At 62.0% G+C, this 14,273-nt stretch carries 13 protein-coding genes and 1 pseudogene; 6 read left to right on the forward strand and 8 right to left on the reverse strand.

What is annotated here, in order from left to right:
- Positions 1-163 precede the first annotated feature (163 nt).
- The 7 genes from AC0L2Y_RS26280 to AC0L2Y_RS26310 all read right to left on the reverse strand — a co-directional run bounded on the left by AC0L2Y_RS26280 (position 164) and on the right by AC0L2Y_RS26310 (position 6,914).
- Entirely contained in the window at positions 164-1,267 is a 1,104-nt protein-coding gene (locus AC0L2Y_RS26280) for an ABC transporter ATP-binding protein (protein ID WP_473560506.1), read from the reverse strand.
- Positions 1,267-2,370, reverse strand: coding sequence for an ABC transporter ATP-binding protein (locus AC0L2Y_RS26285; protein ID WP_352714066.1), 1,104 nt, complete (start codon positions 2,368-2,370; stop codon positions 1,267-1,269). Before AC0L2Y_RS26285 ends, AC0L2Y_RS26280 begins: the two co-directional genes overlap by 1 nt.
- Positions 2,367-2,588: a hypothetical protein gene (locus tag AC0L2Y_RS26290; protein ID WP_473560508.1), complete on the reverse strand. Its 222-nt coding sequence runs from the start codon at positions 2,586-2,588 to the stop codon at positions 2,367-2,369. The genes AC0L2Y_RS26285 and AC0L2Y_RS26290 overlap by 4 nt, the downstream gene beginning before the upstream one ends.
- Positions 2,585-3,544 carry a carbohydrate ABC transporter permease gene (locus AC0L2Y_RS26295; RefSeq protein WP_352484970.1) on the reverse strand — a complete coding sequence of 320 codons (960 nt, stop codon included), beginning with the start codon at positions 3,542-3,544 and terminating at the stop codon, positions 2,585-2,587. The genes AC0L2Y_RS26290 and AC0L2Y_RS26295 overlap by 4 nt, the downstream gene beginning before the upstream one ends.
- A gap of 1 nt (position 3,545) precedes the next feature.
- Positions 3,546-4,451, reverse strand: a complete 906-nt coding sequence (locus AC0L2Y_RS26300) for a carbohydrate ABC transporter permease (protein WP_254816733.1) — start codon at positions 4,449-4,451, stop codon at positions 3,546-3,548.
- Positions 4,452-4,543: 92 nt separating this feature from the next.
- A complete protein-coding gene (locus AC0L2Y_RS26305; RefSeq protein ID WP_473560511.1) occupies positions 4,544-5,860 on the reverse strand; it encodes an ABC transporter substrate-binding protein in 1,317 nt (438 codons plus the stop codon).
- Positions 5,861-6,218: 358 nt separating this feature from the next.
- A complete protein-coding gene (locus AC0L2Y_RS26310; RefSeq protein WP_473560512.1) occupies positions 6,219-6,914 on the reverse strand; it encodes a TetR/AcrR family transcriptional regulator in 696 nt (231 codons plus the stop codon).
- Between the two features lie 106 nt (positions 6,915-7,020).
- Here AC0L2Y_RS26310 and AC0L2Y_RS26315 point away from each other — a divergent pair, with 106 nt between their 5' ends.
- From AC0L2Y_RS26315 to AC0L2Y_RS26325, 3 genes are read left to right on the forward strand one after another with little or no spacing between them, the layout of a single operon-like run.
- Positions 7,021-8,217 carry a Tm-1-like ATP-binding domain-containing protein gene (locus AC0L2Y_RS26315; protein ID WP_473560513.1) on the forward strand — a complete coding sequence of 399 codons (1,197 nt, stop codon included), beginning with the start codon at positions 7,021-7,023 and terminating at the stop codon, positions 8,215-8,217.
- Positions 8,218-8,228: 11 nt separating this feature from the next.
- A complete protein-coding gene (locus tag AC0L2Y_RS26320; protein WP_473560515.1) occupies positions 8,229-9,068 on the forward strand; it encodes a phosphoenolpyruvate hydrolase family protein in 840 nt (279 codons plus the stop codon).
- 16 nt (positions 9,069-9,084) lie between these two features.
- A complete protein-coding gene (locus AC0L2Y_RS26325) occupies positions 9,085-9,504 on the forward strand; it encodes a cupin domain-containing protein (protein ID WP_473560516.1) in 420 nt (139 codons plus the stop codon).
- Positions 9,505-9,515: 11 nt separating this feature from the next.
- Here the strand turns inward: AC0L2Y_RS26325 and AC0L2Y_RS26330 are convergent, their stop codons facing one another.
- Complete coding sequence (locus AC0L2Y_RS26330; RefSeq protein WP_473560518.1) at positions 9,516-10,703, reverse strand: M24 family metallopeptidase; 1,188 nt, start codon at positions 10,701-10,703, stop codon at positions 9,516-9,518.
- Between the two features lie 368 nt (positions 10,704-11,071).
- Between AC0L2Y_RS26330 and AC0L2Y_RS26335 the strand changes: the two genes are divergently transcribed.
- From AC0L2Y_RS26335 to AC0L2Y_RS26345, 3 genes and pseudogenes are all read left to right on the forward strand, one after another.
- Positions 11,072-12,682: an ABC transporter substrate-binding protein gene (locus AC0L2Y_RS26335; protein ID WP_473560520.1), complete on the forward strand. Its 1,611-nt coding sequence runs from the start codon at positions 11,072-11,074 to the stop codon at positions 12,680-12,682.
- A gap of 262 nt (positions 12,683-12,944) precedes the next feature.
- Positions 12,945-13,931 carry an ABC transporter permease gene (locus tag AC0L2Y_RS26340; protein WP_473560521.1) on the forward strand — a complete coding sequence of 329 codons (987 nt, stop codon included), beginning with the start codon at positions 12,945-12,947 and terminating at the stop codon, positions 13,929-13,931.
- Positions 13,928-14,273, forward strand: a pseudogene (locus tag AC0L2Y_RS26345) (ABC transporter permease); the annotation flags it as partial. The gene AC0L2Y_RS26340 and the pseudogene AC0L2Y_RS26345, both read left to right, overlap by 4 nt.

Here is a 14,273-nt window from a genome sequence, read left to right on the forward strand (position 1 = left end):
GCATCCGCATCCCCCGTACGGGGGATGACGGGAAGACTCGAGCATGTCGCAGCCAAGTGGAATTACGTGGCGTCGCACAAATGCGGCTAAAACACATGGATAGAGCGGGATGCACGGTTCACTTTGAACGCATCCCGCTCTAGCGCAGTAAAGAGGCTTATACTTAGCCGGCGTGACGCAAGCTTATTCCGCTGCCCTTGTCGAACAGCACCACCTTGTCCGGGTTCCAGGCAAAGCGCACCGGCTGCTCTATCTGGACGTCGGTCCTGGCCGGTACGGTGGCGCGCAGCATGGCGTCGCCGACCCGCAGCGTCAGGATCTTCTCGACGCCATGGTTCTCGACGTCATGGACCCGCGCCTCGACCGGCGCGCCGGTCTCGAGATAGACGTCCTCGGGACGAATACCGAAGACGAGCGGGCGACCGTCGGTCGCCGCGCCCGTCTTGGCACCCCCCGAAGTCGTGGCACCCCCCGCAAACGGCAATTCGAAATTGAGCGGCGCCATCACCGCACGTCCGTTGACGAGCTTGCCGTCGATGAGGTTCATCGGCGGCGAGCCGACGAAGCTCGCCACGTAGGTGTCGCGCGGATTGTTGTAGATCTCGTACGGCGTGCCGGTCTGGACGATGCGGCCATGGTTGAGCACGCCGACCTTGTCCCCCATCGACATCGCCTCGATCTGGTCGTGCGTCACGAACAGGAAAGTGGCGCCGAGCTGCATCTGCAGGTTCTTCAATTCGGTGCGTAGCGCCTCGCGCAATTTGGCGTCGAGCGCCGACAACGGCTCGTCCATCAGGAATACCCGCGGCTTGCGCACAATAGCGCGACCGATCGAGACGCGCTGCATCTCGCCGCCTGAAAGCCTGTCGGTCTTGCGGTCGAGCAGATGCTCGATCCGCAGCGTCCTGGCAGCGCGGTCGACACGATCCTTGATCTCGGCATCGGGCAGCCGGCGGATCTTCGGCTTCAGCGGAAATTCGAGGTTTTCGCGCACCGTATAGCGCGGATAGAGCGAATATTGCTGCAGCACCAGCGCCACGTCACGCTCGGCCGCGCCCCAGTCGGCGACATCGACGCCGTCGATAAAGACCTGGCCTTCGCTCGGCTTTTCCAGGCCGGCAATCATGCGCAGCGTCGTCGTCTTGCCGGCGCCGGTCTCGCCGAGCAGGACGAAGAACTCGCCATCGGCGATGTCGAGATCGAGCCCGGTCAAGGCGGTGTGGTTACCGAACTTCTTTGAGATGTTCTTGAGCTGGATGTGGGCCATCAGAGTCTCACTCCCAGCGATTTGCCGCTCGCCGTGTCGAAGAAATGCGCCTGGCTGGGATCGATTCTGACGAAGACCCTTTCGCCGGGGCCGCCGATGAAGCCGCTCTTGGTGCGCGCACGCAGCATCTTGGAGCCGACCTTGAGGTCTACGATGTCGAAGGACCCGAGCGGCTCGACGATCTGCGTCTCCACCGGCAAGAATCCCTCGGCGGCTTCGCGGCGGACGAGGACGCCTTCCGGCCGGATGCCGAGCGCGAGTTGGCTGCCGGCATGGCCGTTGAGCTTCGACAGCAAGGCGCGCGGGAATTCGAAACCGGCGGCCGCATCGCCGACCGTGACCGAGGCCGATGAGGCTTTCTCGGTCACCGAAGCGTCGGCGACGTTCATCACCGGGCTGCCTACAAATTGCGCGACGAAAAGATTCGCCGGATGCGAATAGACCTCGTCCGGCGAGCCGACCTGCTGCAGCACACCTTCATGCATGATGACGATGCGGTCGGCGAGGCTCATCGCCTCGATCTGGTCGTGGGTGACGTAGATGCTGGTCGAGCCCTGCTTGATGTGCAACCGCTTGATCTCGGCCCGCATCTCCTCGCGCAGCTTGGCATCGAGCGCCCCGATCGGCTCGTCCATCAGCATCGCCTTCGGCCGCCGCACCAAGGCTCGGCCGATCGCCACGCGCTGCATGTCGCCGCCCGACAGCGCCGACGGTTTCTTGGCGAGGAGATCGCTGATCTGCAGCGTCTTGGCGACCGAGCGCACCTCGCTGTCGATCTCGGCCTTGCTCTTGCGCGTCGCCCTGAGCGGAAAGGCGATGTTCTCATAGACGCTCATATGCGGATAGAGCGAGAACGACTGGAAGACCATGGCGATATCGCGATCGGCGGCCTTGAGGTGCTGGACCGGCTTGCCGTCGATGAGGATGTCGCCGCCGTCGATCGTCTCCAGCCCGGCAATCGCCCTCAGCGTCGTCGTCTTGCCGCAGCCCGACTGGCCGAGCAGCACGATGAACTCGTTATCGTCGATCTTCAGGTTGAGGTCCTTGATGACCTGGACGGCGCCGAAATATTTCTGGACGCCGCGAAGTTCGATCTGGGTCAATGCTGTGCCCCCGGATTTGCCCCTTGCCCGGTGCCGGCCTTCTCCTCCGGCGCGATCTTGGAGGTGACGTTGAAGCCGATCAGGCCGATCAGGATGATGGTCACGCCGTAGCTGTGCAGCAGCATGTTCCACGGCTGGCAGAGCGCGATGATACCGAGCACCATCAGCACTTGAGAGCCTGGTTCGAGATATTTCTGGTTGATGGCACGAAAGCTCATTTGCGGATCGCTCCAAACGACATTCCGCGCAGCAGATGGTTGCGGAGCAGGAAGGTGAAGATTGCGACCGGCAGCAGGAACAGGAAGGTTCCTGCGGCGATCACCGTCCAGTCCGGCAGGCCGGCGCCGACCTGGCTGGGAATGAAAGGCGGTGCTGTCTGGGCACGGCGGCTGGTCATGATCAGTGCGAAGGCATATTCGTTCCACGCCGTGATAAAGCAGAACACGGCGGTGGCGGCGATGCCGGTGGCGGCCTCGGGCAGCACGATCTTGAAGAAGGCCTCCATGCGCGTATAGCCGTCGACGAGGGCCGCCTCCTCATACTCCTTGGGGATCTCGTCCATGAAGCCTTTCATCAGCCACACCGAGAAGGACAGGTTGAAAGCGGTGTAAAGGATGATCAGGCCGATATGGGAATCGTTGAGGCCGACCGCCCGGTACATCAGGAACATCGGAATGGCGACGACCACCGGCGGCAGCATGCGCGTCGACAGGATGAAGAACAGCAGGTCCGCCTCGCCTTTTACCTTGAAGCGCGAGAACCCATAGGCGGTGAAGGTGCCCATGCCGACGGCCAGGACGGTCGAGGTTATGGCAACGATCAGCGAGTTCATGAAACGGCTCGGATAGCCCGACCACTGCACCTGGCCCTTGCCGTCGCGCACGATCTTTTCGCCGCCATTGAAGACGACGCGCTCCCACCACGGCGCAGCCGCGTACTCCTCCGGCGACGGCGGGCTGCGCAGCTGCGAACGCTTGGTGAACAACTTGACGAAGGGCGATATCTCCGGCTGGAAAACCACCGTCGGCGGGATCGTGGTGGCGAGGTTGCGCGGCTTGAACGCCGTCGAGGCGATCCAGTAGATCGGCGCCAGGAAGATGATCGTCACCAGCAGGACAGCGACGATGGCGACCCGGTTGAAGGTGATTTCGGAAGAAGTGCGGACTGCAGCCATCTCAGCGCTCCTTCACCTTGTTGAGGTATTTGACATAGATGTTGGTGATCGCCAGCACCATGATCAGCACGATGTAGGCGAGCGCGCAGGAACGCCCGGTCTGCCATTCCTGGAACGCCATCTTGTAGAGCCGGATCGAGATCAGCTCGGCCGTCGGCTGGCTGGTCAGGATGTAGGCGAGGTCGAAGGTCTTGAACGCCTCCATGGTGCGGAAGATGACCGCAATCATCAGGATCGGCGCAACCAGCGGCAGCGTTATGCGGAAGAAGGTGTAGAACGGCCCGGCCCTGTCGATCGCGGCTGCCTCGTAGAGATGCTTGGGCACGGCCGACAGGCCGGCCAGCGACAACAGCATGACGAAGGGCGACCACATCCAGATGTCGGTCAGCGCGACCGCATAGAGCGCCATTTTCGGATTCGACAGCCATTCGAAGGTGCCGAGGCCCAGCGCATAATTGATGATGCCGAAGGACGGATCGTAGAGCAGCTTCCAGAACAGGCCGACGACGGCCATCGACAGCATCATCGGCAACAACAGGAGCGTCGTCAGCAGGCCCTTGAGCGGAATGTCGCGGTTGAGCAGCATGGCCACGCCGAAGCCGACGAGCAGCTGGCCGGCGACCGAGATGATGACGTATTTTGCGGTGATGGCGAAGTTGGACCAGACATAGGGATCGCTGAGCAGGTCGCGATAGTTCTGCAGCCCGACGAAATTCGCCGCCGCGCTGGTCGAGGCGCGGAAATCGGTGAACGAATAGCCCAGCGAATAGATCAGCGGGAAGATGTTGAAGACGATCAGGAACAGGATCGTCGGGATAATGAAGAGATTGCGGATAGAAATGTCGCTGAGACCGCGAGCGGCGGCCCGCGAGGACCTGTCCAGCGTGGTGATCATCGTGGTCGCCAAGACCCTGCTCCCAGTTCAGAAATCAGAAAGATTTCAAAAATCAGAAAAAGAAACGGAGGAGGCACGAACGCCCCCTCCGTGACACTTCATGCTTATTGGCCGCGGCCGTATTTCTTGAAGGTCGCGTTCCAGTCGGCTGCCAGTGCGTCCAGCGTCTCCTTGGCGGTGCCTTCGCCGCCGATCATGTAGGGATAGATGCGCTGGTTGAGCTGCTGCAGCAGTTCCGCATATTCCGGAACCGCCCAGAAATCCTTGACCTTGAACATGGTCTCGTAGAACGCCTTGTTGTAGGGCGTGGCGTTCTGGAATTCGGGTGACTTGAGCACAGCGGCACTGCAGGTGTAGCCGCCAAGCGCTGCCCATTTCTTCTGGGTCTCGTCCTTGATGAACCATTCCAGGAACTTCGTCGCCTCTTCCTGCTTCTGCGAGTAAGAAACGATGGAGATGCCCTGACCGCCGAGTGCGGCGAACTGATCGCCGTTCGGGCCGGGAGGATTGGCGAAGAAACCGGTGTTCTTGGCATTCGGGTTCGACGCCTCGTTGATCAGCGAGGGGAAGAACGCGAAGTAGTTCATGCTCATCGCGGCCAGGTTTTCAGTGATCGCCTGGTTGTCCTCGACGAAGAACGACTTGGCCCAGCCCGGAGGCGTGAACTTGTAGAGTTCCTTGTAGGCGTCGAGCGCCGCGATCGCCTTGTCGGAGTTGATGAAGCCATCGACCTTGTAGGTCTTATAGTCACCCAGCTCGCCGCCAAAGGAGAACAGCGCGTTTTCGAAGCCCATCGCCATCGCGTCGTAGGAATTGTCGGTGTAGATGGCGATGCCGTATTTCTTCTGGTCCGGACGGTGGAAGAATTCGGCGATATCGCGCAGCGCCTTCCAGTCCTTCGGCACGTCGAGATCGTAGCCATACTTGGCCTTGAAGGCTTCCTTTTCCTTGGGGTCTTCGAACCAGTCCTTGCGATAGGACCAGCCGACGGCGTCGCCTTCGAGCGGAATGGCCCAGTACTTGCCGCTGCCGCCTGGATATTCGGCATAGTATTTCACCGTGGCCGGTGCCATCACTTCACCGACCTTATGCTTGTTGAAGAAGTCGGTCAGGTCGACATAGTGGCCACCGGTCGAGCCGGCACCGAGCCATTGCGAGTCGCCGACGACCATATCGTAGGCGTCGCCATGGGCGTTGAACTCGGTGAAGGCCTTGGTCTGGAAGTCGGGCCACGGTGTGGTTTCCACCGTGATCTTGACGCCGGTTTCCTTCTCGTACTCGTTGCCGAGTTCCTGCAGGTAATTGGCCGGATCCCATTCCGCCCAGAAGATTGTAAGTTCCTTTTCCTGCGCGTAGACGGACGTTCCGCAGGCGAGCACTAGGCCGATACCAGCAAGCAAGCTGGTCATTGTCTTGCGCATAATGATTTCCTCCCTTGTGCGCATTCTACCGCGTCATGCGAGCCGGCGGCGAGGCCGGCCCTGGTAGTCCTCCCGTGACGGCACCGTTCCGGTTTTTGAACCTCCTCGTTCAACCGAAACGGATCTTAGCCTTCACCCTTGATCCGCTTTATTTGTCCTGATCTGGTATTACCAATTTCAGACGAACGTCAAGCCCTTTCTTGGACGGTGGCGGACACGCAGACAAGTTGGTTTCTGCGATATCTGCCTGTTTTCCCTTAATTTTCCTACTCGTTGATACATGAATGCCTTACCTGGGCCGCTGCATCGCTAGTAGTATGAACAATCAGGTTGAAAATCTGGTCGAACCAGATTGGCGTTATCTAGCGGCCGTCGTCGGCGCGATCCCATCTCCTTCAATCATCGATTCGGTCATAGCCGCGCGCACCAGAGCGCCGGCCGTCCACTGAGCGACCGACATCATTCTGCGGCTATCCAATCCCCATATATCCTTCAATACGATGAGCATCTCAACACCGAAGATCAATGACAGCGCCTGCGCGAGCCGCTTGAATTCGCGCGGCGGCAACCGGCCTTTGAGTGGCGCGATCGCATCCTTCAAAAGGTCGACGCGATGGCCGCGCGTGAAGGCCGGCTCACCACCCAGTGTCCCTGCCTGTCGCTGCGCCCACTGGTCGAGCGACAGTTTCAGCGCCGCCTTGAACGTCGCTTCGAAGGCCTCGATGCGCGGCATGGCGGTCTCGAACAGTTCGGCGACCCGGCGCTCGGGATCGGCAGAGCTCGATTGCCAGGTAAGGATCGGCCCGAGCCCTTCGTCCACCACCGCCTGCACCAGCGCCGCCTGGCTCGGAAAATACCGATAAGCGGTGGCGCGGGAGACTTCCGCTGCTTCCGCCACCTCGCTGACGGAGGGCGTGGCGCCCGCTTGCATCAGCTTTGTCGCCGTCTCCAGCATGAGACGCCTGGTGCGCGCGCGGGCCCCGCGCTCTACCCGCGGGCTGGCGCCTTGGCCGGCGTCGTCGTTCACTGTCGCTTGTTGACGTGAGACATCCATGTCAATACGATACGCGCGTCTCAAAAAATTGCAATGGCCCTTCGCCCATCGAACGGCCGGGCAAACGGGTGGCAGCGCCGAGCACGCCCAAGACCGGGGAAACGCGATGAAGCGGATCTATGTGGTGGGCACCGCCGACACCAAGGGCGAGGAACTCGCTTTTCTGTCCGATGCAGTCGCCGCTACCGGCGCTTCGGTTGCTCGTGTCGACATCGGAACACGCGGCGCGACCGTGCCGGTCGATATTTCGGCAGACGAAATCGCCAGCCACCATTCTGAGGGTCGCAATGCCGTGCTCGGCATCGACGATCGCGGCACCGCGGTGGCGGCGATGGCCGCCGCCTTTGCCCGGTTTGTCCAGTCGCGCGGCGATATTGCCGGGATTATCGGTATCGGCGGCGGCGGCGGCACCTCGATCATCACCGCAGGAATGCGCACGCTGCCGCTCGGCCTGCCCAAGATCATGGTTTCGACCTTGGCCTCCGGCGACACCGCACCATATGTCGACATCTCCGACATCGTGATGATGCCGTCGGTGACCGACATGGCCGGCCTCAACCGGCTGTCCCGTGTCGTGCTGCACAATGCCGCCCAGGCGATATCAGGCATGGCGGCAAAGCCGGCGCCGCCGGCCGACGGCAAACCATCGCTCGGCCTGACTATGTTCGGCGTCACCACGCCATGCGTGACCGCGATCGCCGATGAGCTTCGTTCGACCTATGACTGCATGATCTTCCACGCCACCGGCACCGGCGGCCGCACCATGGAAAAATTGGCCGACAGCGGCCTGTTGTCCGGCGTCATCGACATCACAACGACCGAAGTCTGCGACTTGCTGCTTGGCGGCGTGCTGCCGGCGACCGAAGATCGCTTTGGCGCCATCGCCCGCACCGGGCTGCCTTATGTCGGCTCGGTCGGCGCGCTCGACATGGTCAATTTCTGGGCGCCGCCGACAATTCCGGAACGCTATCGCGGCCGGCTGTTCTATGAGCACAATCCAAACGTCACACTGATGCGCACCACTGCCGACGAAAGCAGAACGATCGGCGAATGGATCGGTACAAGGCTGAGCCTCTGCCAGGGTCCGGTTCGTTTCCTCATTCCGGAGAAAGGCGTGTCGGCGCTCGACATCGAAGGCGGCGCCTTCTTCGACCCTGAAGCCGATGCCGCATTGTTCGAGGCGATCGAGCGTACCATCAAACCCGCCAAAACGCGGCGCGTGCTGCGCCTGCCGCTGCACATCAACGACCCCGAATTCGCCTGGGCTGCCACAACGGCCTTCCTCGACATCGCCAGACAGTGAGACACCAAGACATGACCGCCATACCGCGCAAGAAAATCCTGGAGAAATTCCGCAAGATGATCGCGGACGGCGTTCCGATCGTCGGCGGCGGTGCCGGCACCGGCCTGTCGGCCAAGGCAGAGGAAGCCGGCGGCATCGACCTGATCATCATCTACAATTCCGGCCGCTACCGCATGGCCGGGCGCGGCTCGGCCGCCGGCCTGCTCGCCTATGGCAACGCCAACGAGATCGTCAAGGAGATGGCCTACGAAGTGCTGCCGGTGGTGAAGAAGACGCCGGTGCTGGCCGGCGTCAACGGCACCGATCCGTTCGTCATCATGCCGCTGCTTTTGGCCGAGTTGAAGACGATGGGCTTTTCCGGCGTGCAGAACTTTCCGACCATCGGCCTGTTCGACGGCCAGATGCGGCAGAGTTTTGAAGAAACCGGCATGGGCTTCGGGCTCGAGGTCGACATGATCGCCGAGGCTCACAAACTCGACCTGTTGACCACGCCCTATGTCTTCAACCCAGACGAGGCGCGCGCCATGACAGAAGCCGGCGCCGACATCGTCGTCGCTCATATGGGGGTGACCACGGGCGGCTCGATCGGCGCGACATCGGCCAAATCGCTGGACGATTGTGTCAGCGAGATCGACGCCATTGCCGAAGCGGCACGCTCGGTGCGCGAGGATATAATCCTGCTTTGCCATGGCGGGCCGATCTCGATGCCGGACGACGCCAGATATATTCTCGAGCGCTGCAAGGGCCTGCACGGGTTCTATGGCGCGAGTTCGATGGAACGGCTGCCGGCGGAAGCTTCGATCGCCAGGCAAACGGCGGATTTCAAGGCCGTCACGTTCGGCGCTGCGTAGAAGAAGGGGTGAGACGATGACCGACAACAGCAAGGTGTTCGTATACCCAAAAGACGTCAGCGCCTTCGGCTTCGACTGGGGCAGGCTGTCGCTGACGGTCGCGCCCGAAGTGAATGGCGCAAAGCGATTTTCCGGTGGTGTCGTCGACCTGCCGTCGGGCAAGGGCCATACGCGTCATAACCATCCGGGTGCGGAGGAGATCATCTTTGTCATCTCAGGCGATGGCGAGCAGATGGTCGAAGATGAGAAGGGCAACCCGGTCGTCGAGAAGGTCGGTCCCGGCTGCACCATCTATGTGCCGGAAAGCCGCTTCCATTCGACGCTCAATACCGGCGATGCGCCGATGCAGCTTTTCGTCGTCTATTCGCCGGCCGGGCCGGAACTGGCACTGCGCGACCTGCCGGATTTCAGGCTGCTGCCGCCGGGCGGGAAGTGAGATAGAAGCGCCTAAACCCCGCCCCTGTTCCAGCCCCTGCCCCGATCGCCGAACATGACGTAGCCGGCATCGGTCACCGCCACCGTGTCCTCCAGCTTGATGAAGCCGCGCGTCGGGTGAAGCATGGTCGTCTCGACCGAGAGCACCATATTTCTTTCCAGCGGTTTTTCGGCATAGGTACCTTCATAGGTCACCGGATGGTTGGTCATCAGAAATGGCGCTTCATGCGTGATCAGCCCCATGCCGTGGGCAAAGAAATCGGTATAGGCCGCAACCTTCGACGCTTTCAGCACGCCTTCGGCATGAGAAATCATGTCACCGCCCAGCGTGCCCGCCTTGACCTTGGAGAAGGCCGCCTGCTGCACTGTCTCGATCTCGGCCAGCAGATCCTTGAGTTCGGCGTCAGGCTCACCCAGCACGCCCATGCGGCAAAGGTCGCCGATATAGCCGTGGTAGTTGCCGCCGGAATCGATCGACATCACCTCGCCCTTCTTCCACGCCTGTGGCGAGGCGGCCCGGTTGTGGCTGGAGCCTAGCGTCAACAGGCAATATTCGAAATGCGCACCGCGATTTGTCTCCTCGCGCCTGAGCTGCTCAATGATCTCGCTCTTGGTCGTGCCTTCGCGTGCCCAGCCGATGGTCGCCAGCATGGAATCGGTGATCAGCTCCGATGCAATGCGCAGCTTCTCCAGCTCGGCCTCGGTCTTGATTGCCCTCATGCGCTCCAGCATATCAGTCGCGTCGATCAGCTTGGCGTCCGGCAGCGCGTTGCGGATCAGCATATAGGCGTCGGACGGCAGGAAGGCGGGCTCGATGCCGATGCGGGCGTTGTCCTTGCCGATCTTCCGCAAATGCTCGACTGCCAGATTGGCGGCATCGAGCGTTCCCCAGCAGGCGGCATGCAGTGTCGGCGTCCAGAACGGATGGTTCTGGTGCTCGCCGCCTTCCATGCGGTTGCCGATATAGGCGGCATGCTCCGGCCCGCCTTGCTCATAGACGACAACAGGCAGATAGCGGCTATGGCCGATTGCATCCATGGCGGCGAAAAAGATGAACTTATAGCCGCCAAGCAGATATTGCGTGTTGTGCTTGGAGGTGGCGAGCAGCACGTCGATACCGGCCTCCTCCATCAGCCCGTCCACCCTGGCCTGGTCGAACGGCACGCTGCCGACGGCATTCTTGCCTGGGGCAATGTTCATGTCTCTCTCCCTGAAATCCCTTGGCCGGCCGCTCGCCGGCACCGGCTTTTCCGGCTCTGATCCTCAGCTATGCTCAAATCTGCATCATTTTGCCCGATGTGGTCCAGCCAGAATGGAGCGAACCAGCCCCCAAAAGCTGCTCCACCTGCTGTGCTTTACTCCAGTCTGGTCTTGCCAGAACCGCGCATCGAACCGTCTTCTGTACAACTGGTCCAGCGGACGGAAATTTCAAAGCCACGTAAAAATGCGCCAATTCCGTCTTTGGTGAAACCCCGCACAAGGCCCATAATCAGCTTTGCGGGATGCTTGCGAGCGTCCGAGGGGGACGGCGGACCCGGCCGGGTCCGCGGAGAGGACAGAGTTCGATCATGCCAGAGTTCACCATTTCCAGACGGACGATGCTTGCGGGTTCGGCATTGCTGCTGGCCTCTACCGCGATGCCGACGATCGGCTGGGCGCAGACGCCGAAAAAGGGCGGACGACTGGTTGTCGCCGCTGATTCCGAGCCGCGCAATCTCAATCCGGCGATTGTCGCCTCGAACGGCGTCTTCTTCATTTCGAGCAAGATCGTGGAAACCTTGGCCGAGGCCTCCTTCGGCGGCAAGGACGGGCTCGAGCCACGGCTGGCGCTCAGCTGGGAAGGTGCCGCCGACGGCCTGTCGGTGACGTTCAAACTGCGCGAGGGCGTCAAATGGCATGACGGCAAGCCCTTCACCTCAGCCGATGTCGCCTTCTCGGCGCTGCAGGTCTGGAAGCCGCTGCAGAATCTCGGCCGCACCGTGTTCAAGGATCTGGAGGCGGTCGACACGCCGGACGAAACCACCGCCGTGTTCAAATTCGCCAAGCCGACACCGTTCCAGCTGATCCGCAACGCCTTGCCGGCGCTGAGCAGCGTGGTGCCCAAGCACATCTACGAGACCGGAAAGATCGAGGACAATCCGGCCAACAACGCCCCGGTCGGCACCGGACCGTTCAAATTCGCCGAATACAAGCCCGGCCAATATTACCGGCTGCAGAAGAACACCGACTATTGGGGCAAGGACGAGCCCTATCTCGACGAGATCATCTATCAGGTGCTGCCGGACCGCACCTCCGCCGCCAGCGCACTCGAGGCCGAAGAGATCCAGCTCGCCGCCTTCTCCGCCGTGCCTCTGGCCGATCTCGACCGCATCTCCAAAGTGTCCGGACTCAAGGTGATCACCAAGGGTTATGAAGGGCTGACCTATCAGCTCGTCGTCGAGATCAATCATCGCCGCAAGGAGCTGGCCGACCTGAAAGTACGCCAGGCGATCGCTCACGCTATCGACAAGGATTTCGTCGTCAAGACGGTGTTTCTCGGCTATGCCGCCACCGCCACTGGCCCGGTGCCGAAGAACGACCCGCAGTTCTACACCGCCGACGTGCCGACCTATGCCTTCGACGTCGCCAAGGCCAACGCCTTGCTTGACGAGGCCGGCTACAGCCGAGGCGATGACGGCAAGCGCTTTTCGCTGAGGTTGCTGCCAGCGCCCTACTTCAACGAGACCAAGCAGTTCGGCGACTATCTGCGCCAGGCGCTCGCCGCCATCGGCATCGACGCCCAGCTGGTCAACAACGACTCAGCCGCGCATATTAAGGCTGTTTACACCGACCACGCCTTCGACCTTGCGGTCGGGCCGCCGGTATTCCGCGGCGATCCGGCGATCTCGACCACCATCCTGGTGCAGAGCGGCATTCCCGACGGCGTGCCCTTCTCCAACCAGGGTGGCTACAAGAACGCCGAACTCGACGCCCTGATAGCCAAGGCATCGGAGATGCTCGACACCGCCGCCCGCACCGAACTCTACAAGGAGTTCCAGAGAAAAGTTGCCGCCGACCTGCCGCTGATCAACGTCGCCGAATGGAGTTTCATCAGCGTCGCTCGCAACACGGTCAAGAACATCGCCAACAACCCGCGCTGGGCGGTATCGAACTGGGCGGACACTTATTTGGCGAGTTGACCTCCAGACTTGCAGATCTACGGCCTGGGTGCTCAGATTCGACAATGAGAGTTCCTTCGCGCCCCCCTCTGTCCTGCCGGACATCTCCCCCACGAGGGGGGAGATTGGCAGCGTTGGCGCCACGCCCAGTCCTGCAACGTAGGAGATTGGCCAAAGCCGCAATGACGGCCGATCTCCCCCCTCGTGGGGGAGATGTCCGGCAGGACAGAGGGGGGCGCCGTAGAACGCAATCTCAAGTGGCCGGCAGCGGTGCCCTTTCCCCATGAGCCGCGCCGTCATCCTCCTTCGCCGCCGTCTCGTCGGCAGCATCTTCGTGCTGCTGATTGTCGTCATCGGCACGTTCCTGTTGCTCGAAGCCGCTCCCGGCGACGCGGTCGATGCCTACATCGTCTCGACCGGCGGCGACGCCGGCATGATCGAGCTGTTGCGTCACCGCTGGGGGCTCGACCAGTCGGAGCTGACGCGGCTCGCCAACTATCTTTGGGCGCTGCTGCATCTCGATCTCGGCCAATCGGTCACTTTTTCGCGGCCGATCCGTGACGTCATCCTCGAGCGGCTGCCCAACACGCTGCTGTTGATGGGCAGCGCCACCGCGCTCTCCTTCGGTCTCGGCTCGGCGCTCGGCATCTATGCCGGCGCCAGACCCGGCAGCTTCCGCGATCGCTTCCTGTCTATCGGTTCGCTGGCGCTCTATGCCGTGCCGGGCTTCTGGCTCGGGCTTGTGCTGATCATTGTCTTCGCCGTCGACCTGCGCTGGTTTCCGATCGGCGGCATCGAGAGTATCGTCTCGGCCAGGACCGGCCTCGACCGCGCCGCCGATATCGCCCGCCATCTCGTCCTGCCGGTTTCGGCGCTCGGCTTCATTTATCTCGCGCTCTATCTCCGCATGATGCGCGCCGGTATGGCCGAGGTCTGGCGACAGGACTTTGTGCTGGCCGCCCGCGCCAGGGGACTTTCCCGCCGTCGCATCGTGCTCGCTCACGTCGCCCGTAACGCGCTGTTGCCGCTGGTCACCATGCTCGGCCTGCAGTCCGCGCAAATGCTGGGCGGCAGCGTCGTCATTGAAAGTGTCTTTTCCGTGCCAGGCCTTGGCCGGTTGGCGCAGGAAGCTGTGGCAGCACGCGATACGCCGATGCTGCTCGGCATCATTCTCGTCAGCGCCGTCCTGGTGGTCATCATCAACCTTCTCGTCGACATCGCCTACGCCTTCCTCGATCCGCGCGTCGGGGCCAGTGAGGCCGGCGCGTGAACCCGCTTCGCCGCTTTCTTCGCACGCCGGAAGCGATCGCCGGCGCAGTCATCCTGGCGGCGCTGTTTGCCGTGGCACTTGCCGCACCTTTGTTCTTTCCCGGCGATCCGCAAGCGATTGCCGGGCCGGCATTGCTGCCGCCGTTCCAGGATTGGTCGCTGCCACTCGGCACCGACCGCCTCGGCCGTGACGTCCTTGCCGAGCTTTTGCACGGCGCCCGCACCTCGCTGGCGGTCGGGCTGGCTGCGGCAGCCGCCGCCCTTGCCGTCGGTGCCGTGATCGGCACGGTGGCCGGCTTTGCCGGCGGCCTTGTCGACGAGATGCTGATGCGCATCACCGACG

It is taken from the genome of Mesorhizobium sp. WSM4830 (assembly GCF_055811495.1).

Bases quoted from the DNA above. Each gene is read 5' to 3' on its own strand.
- AC0L2Y_RS26280 (WP_473560506.1), bottom strand. From the start codon at position 1,267: ATGGCCCACATCCAGCTCAAGAACATCTCAAAGAAGTTCGGTAACCAC.
- AC0L2Y_RS26290 (WP_473560508.1), bottom strand. From the start codon at position 2,588: ATGAGCTTTCGTGCCATCAACCAGAAATATCTCGAACCAGGCTCTCAA.
- AC0L2Y_RS26295 (WP_352484970.1), bottom strand. From the start codon at position 3,544: ATGGCTGCAGTCCGCACTTCTTCCGAAATCACCTTCAACCGGGTCGCC.
- AC0L2Y_RS26305 (WP_473560511.1), bottom strand. From the start codon at position 5,860: ATGCGCAAGACAATGACCAGCTTGCTTGCTGGTATCGGCCTAGTGCTC.
- AC0L2Y_RS26310 (WP_473560512.1), bottom strand. From the start codon at position 6,914: ATGGATGTCTCACGTCAACAAGCGACAGTGAACGACGACGCCGGCCAA.
- AC0L2Y_RS26315 (WP_473560513.1), top strand. From the start codon at position 7,021: ATGAAGCGGATCTATGTGGTGGGCACCGCCGACACCAAGGGCGAGGAA.
- AC0L2Y_RS26320 (WP_473560515.1), top strand. From the start codon at position 8,229: ATGACCGCCATACCGCGCAAGAAAATCCTGGAGAAATTCCGCAAGATG.
- AC0L2Y_RS26325 (WP_473560516.1), top strand. From the start codon at position 9,085: ATGACCGACAACAGCAAGGTGTTCGTATACCCAAAAGACGTCAGCGCC.
- AC0L2Y_RS26330 (WP_473560518.1), bottom strand. From the start codon at position 10,703: ATGAACATTGCCCCAGGCAAGAATGCCGTCGGCAGCGTGCCGTTCGAC.
- AC0L2Y_RS26335 (WP_473560520.1), top strand. From the start codon at position 11,072: ATGCCAGAGTTCACCATTTCCAGACGGACGATGCTTGCGGGTTCGGCA.
- AC0L2Y_RS26340 (WP_473560521.1), top strand. From the start codon at position 12,945: ATGAGCCGCGCCGTCATCCTCCTTCGCCGCCGTCTCGTCGGCAGCATC.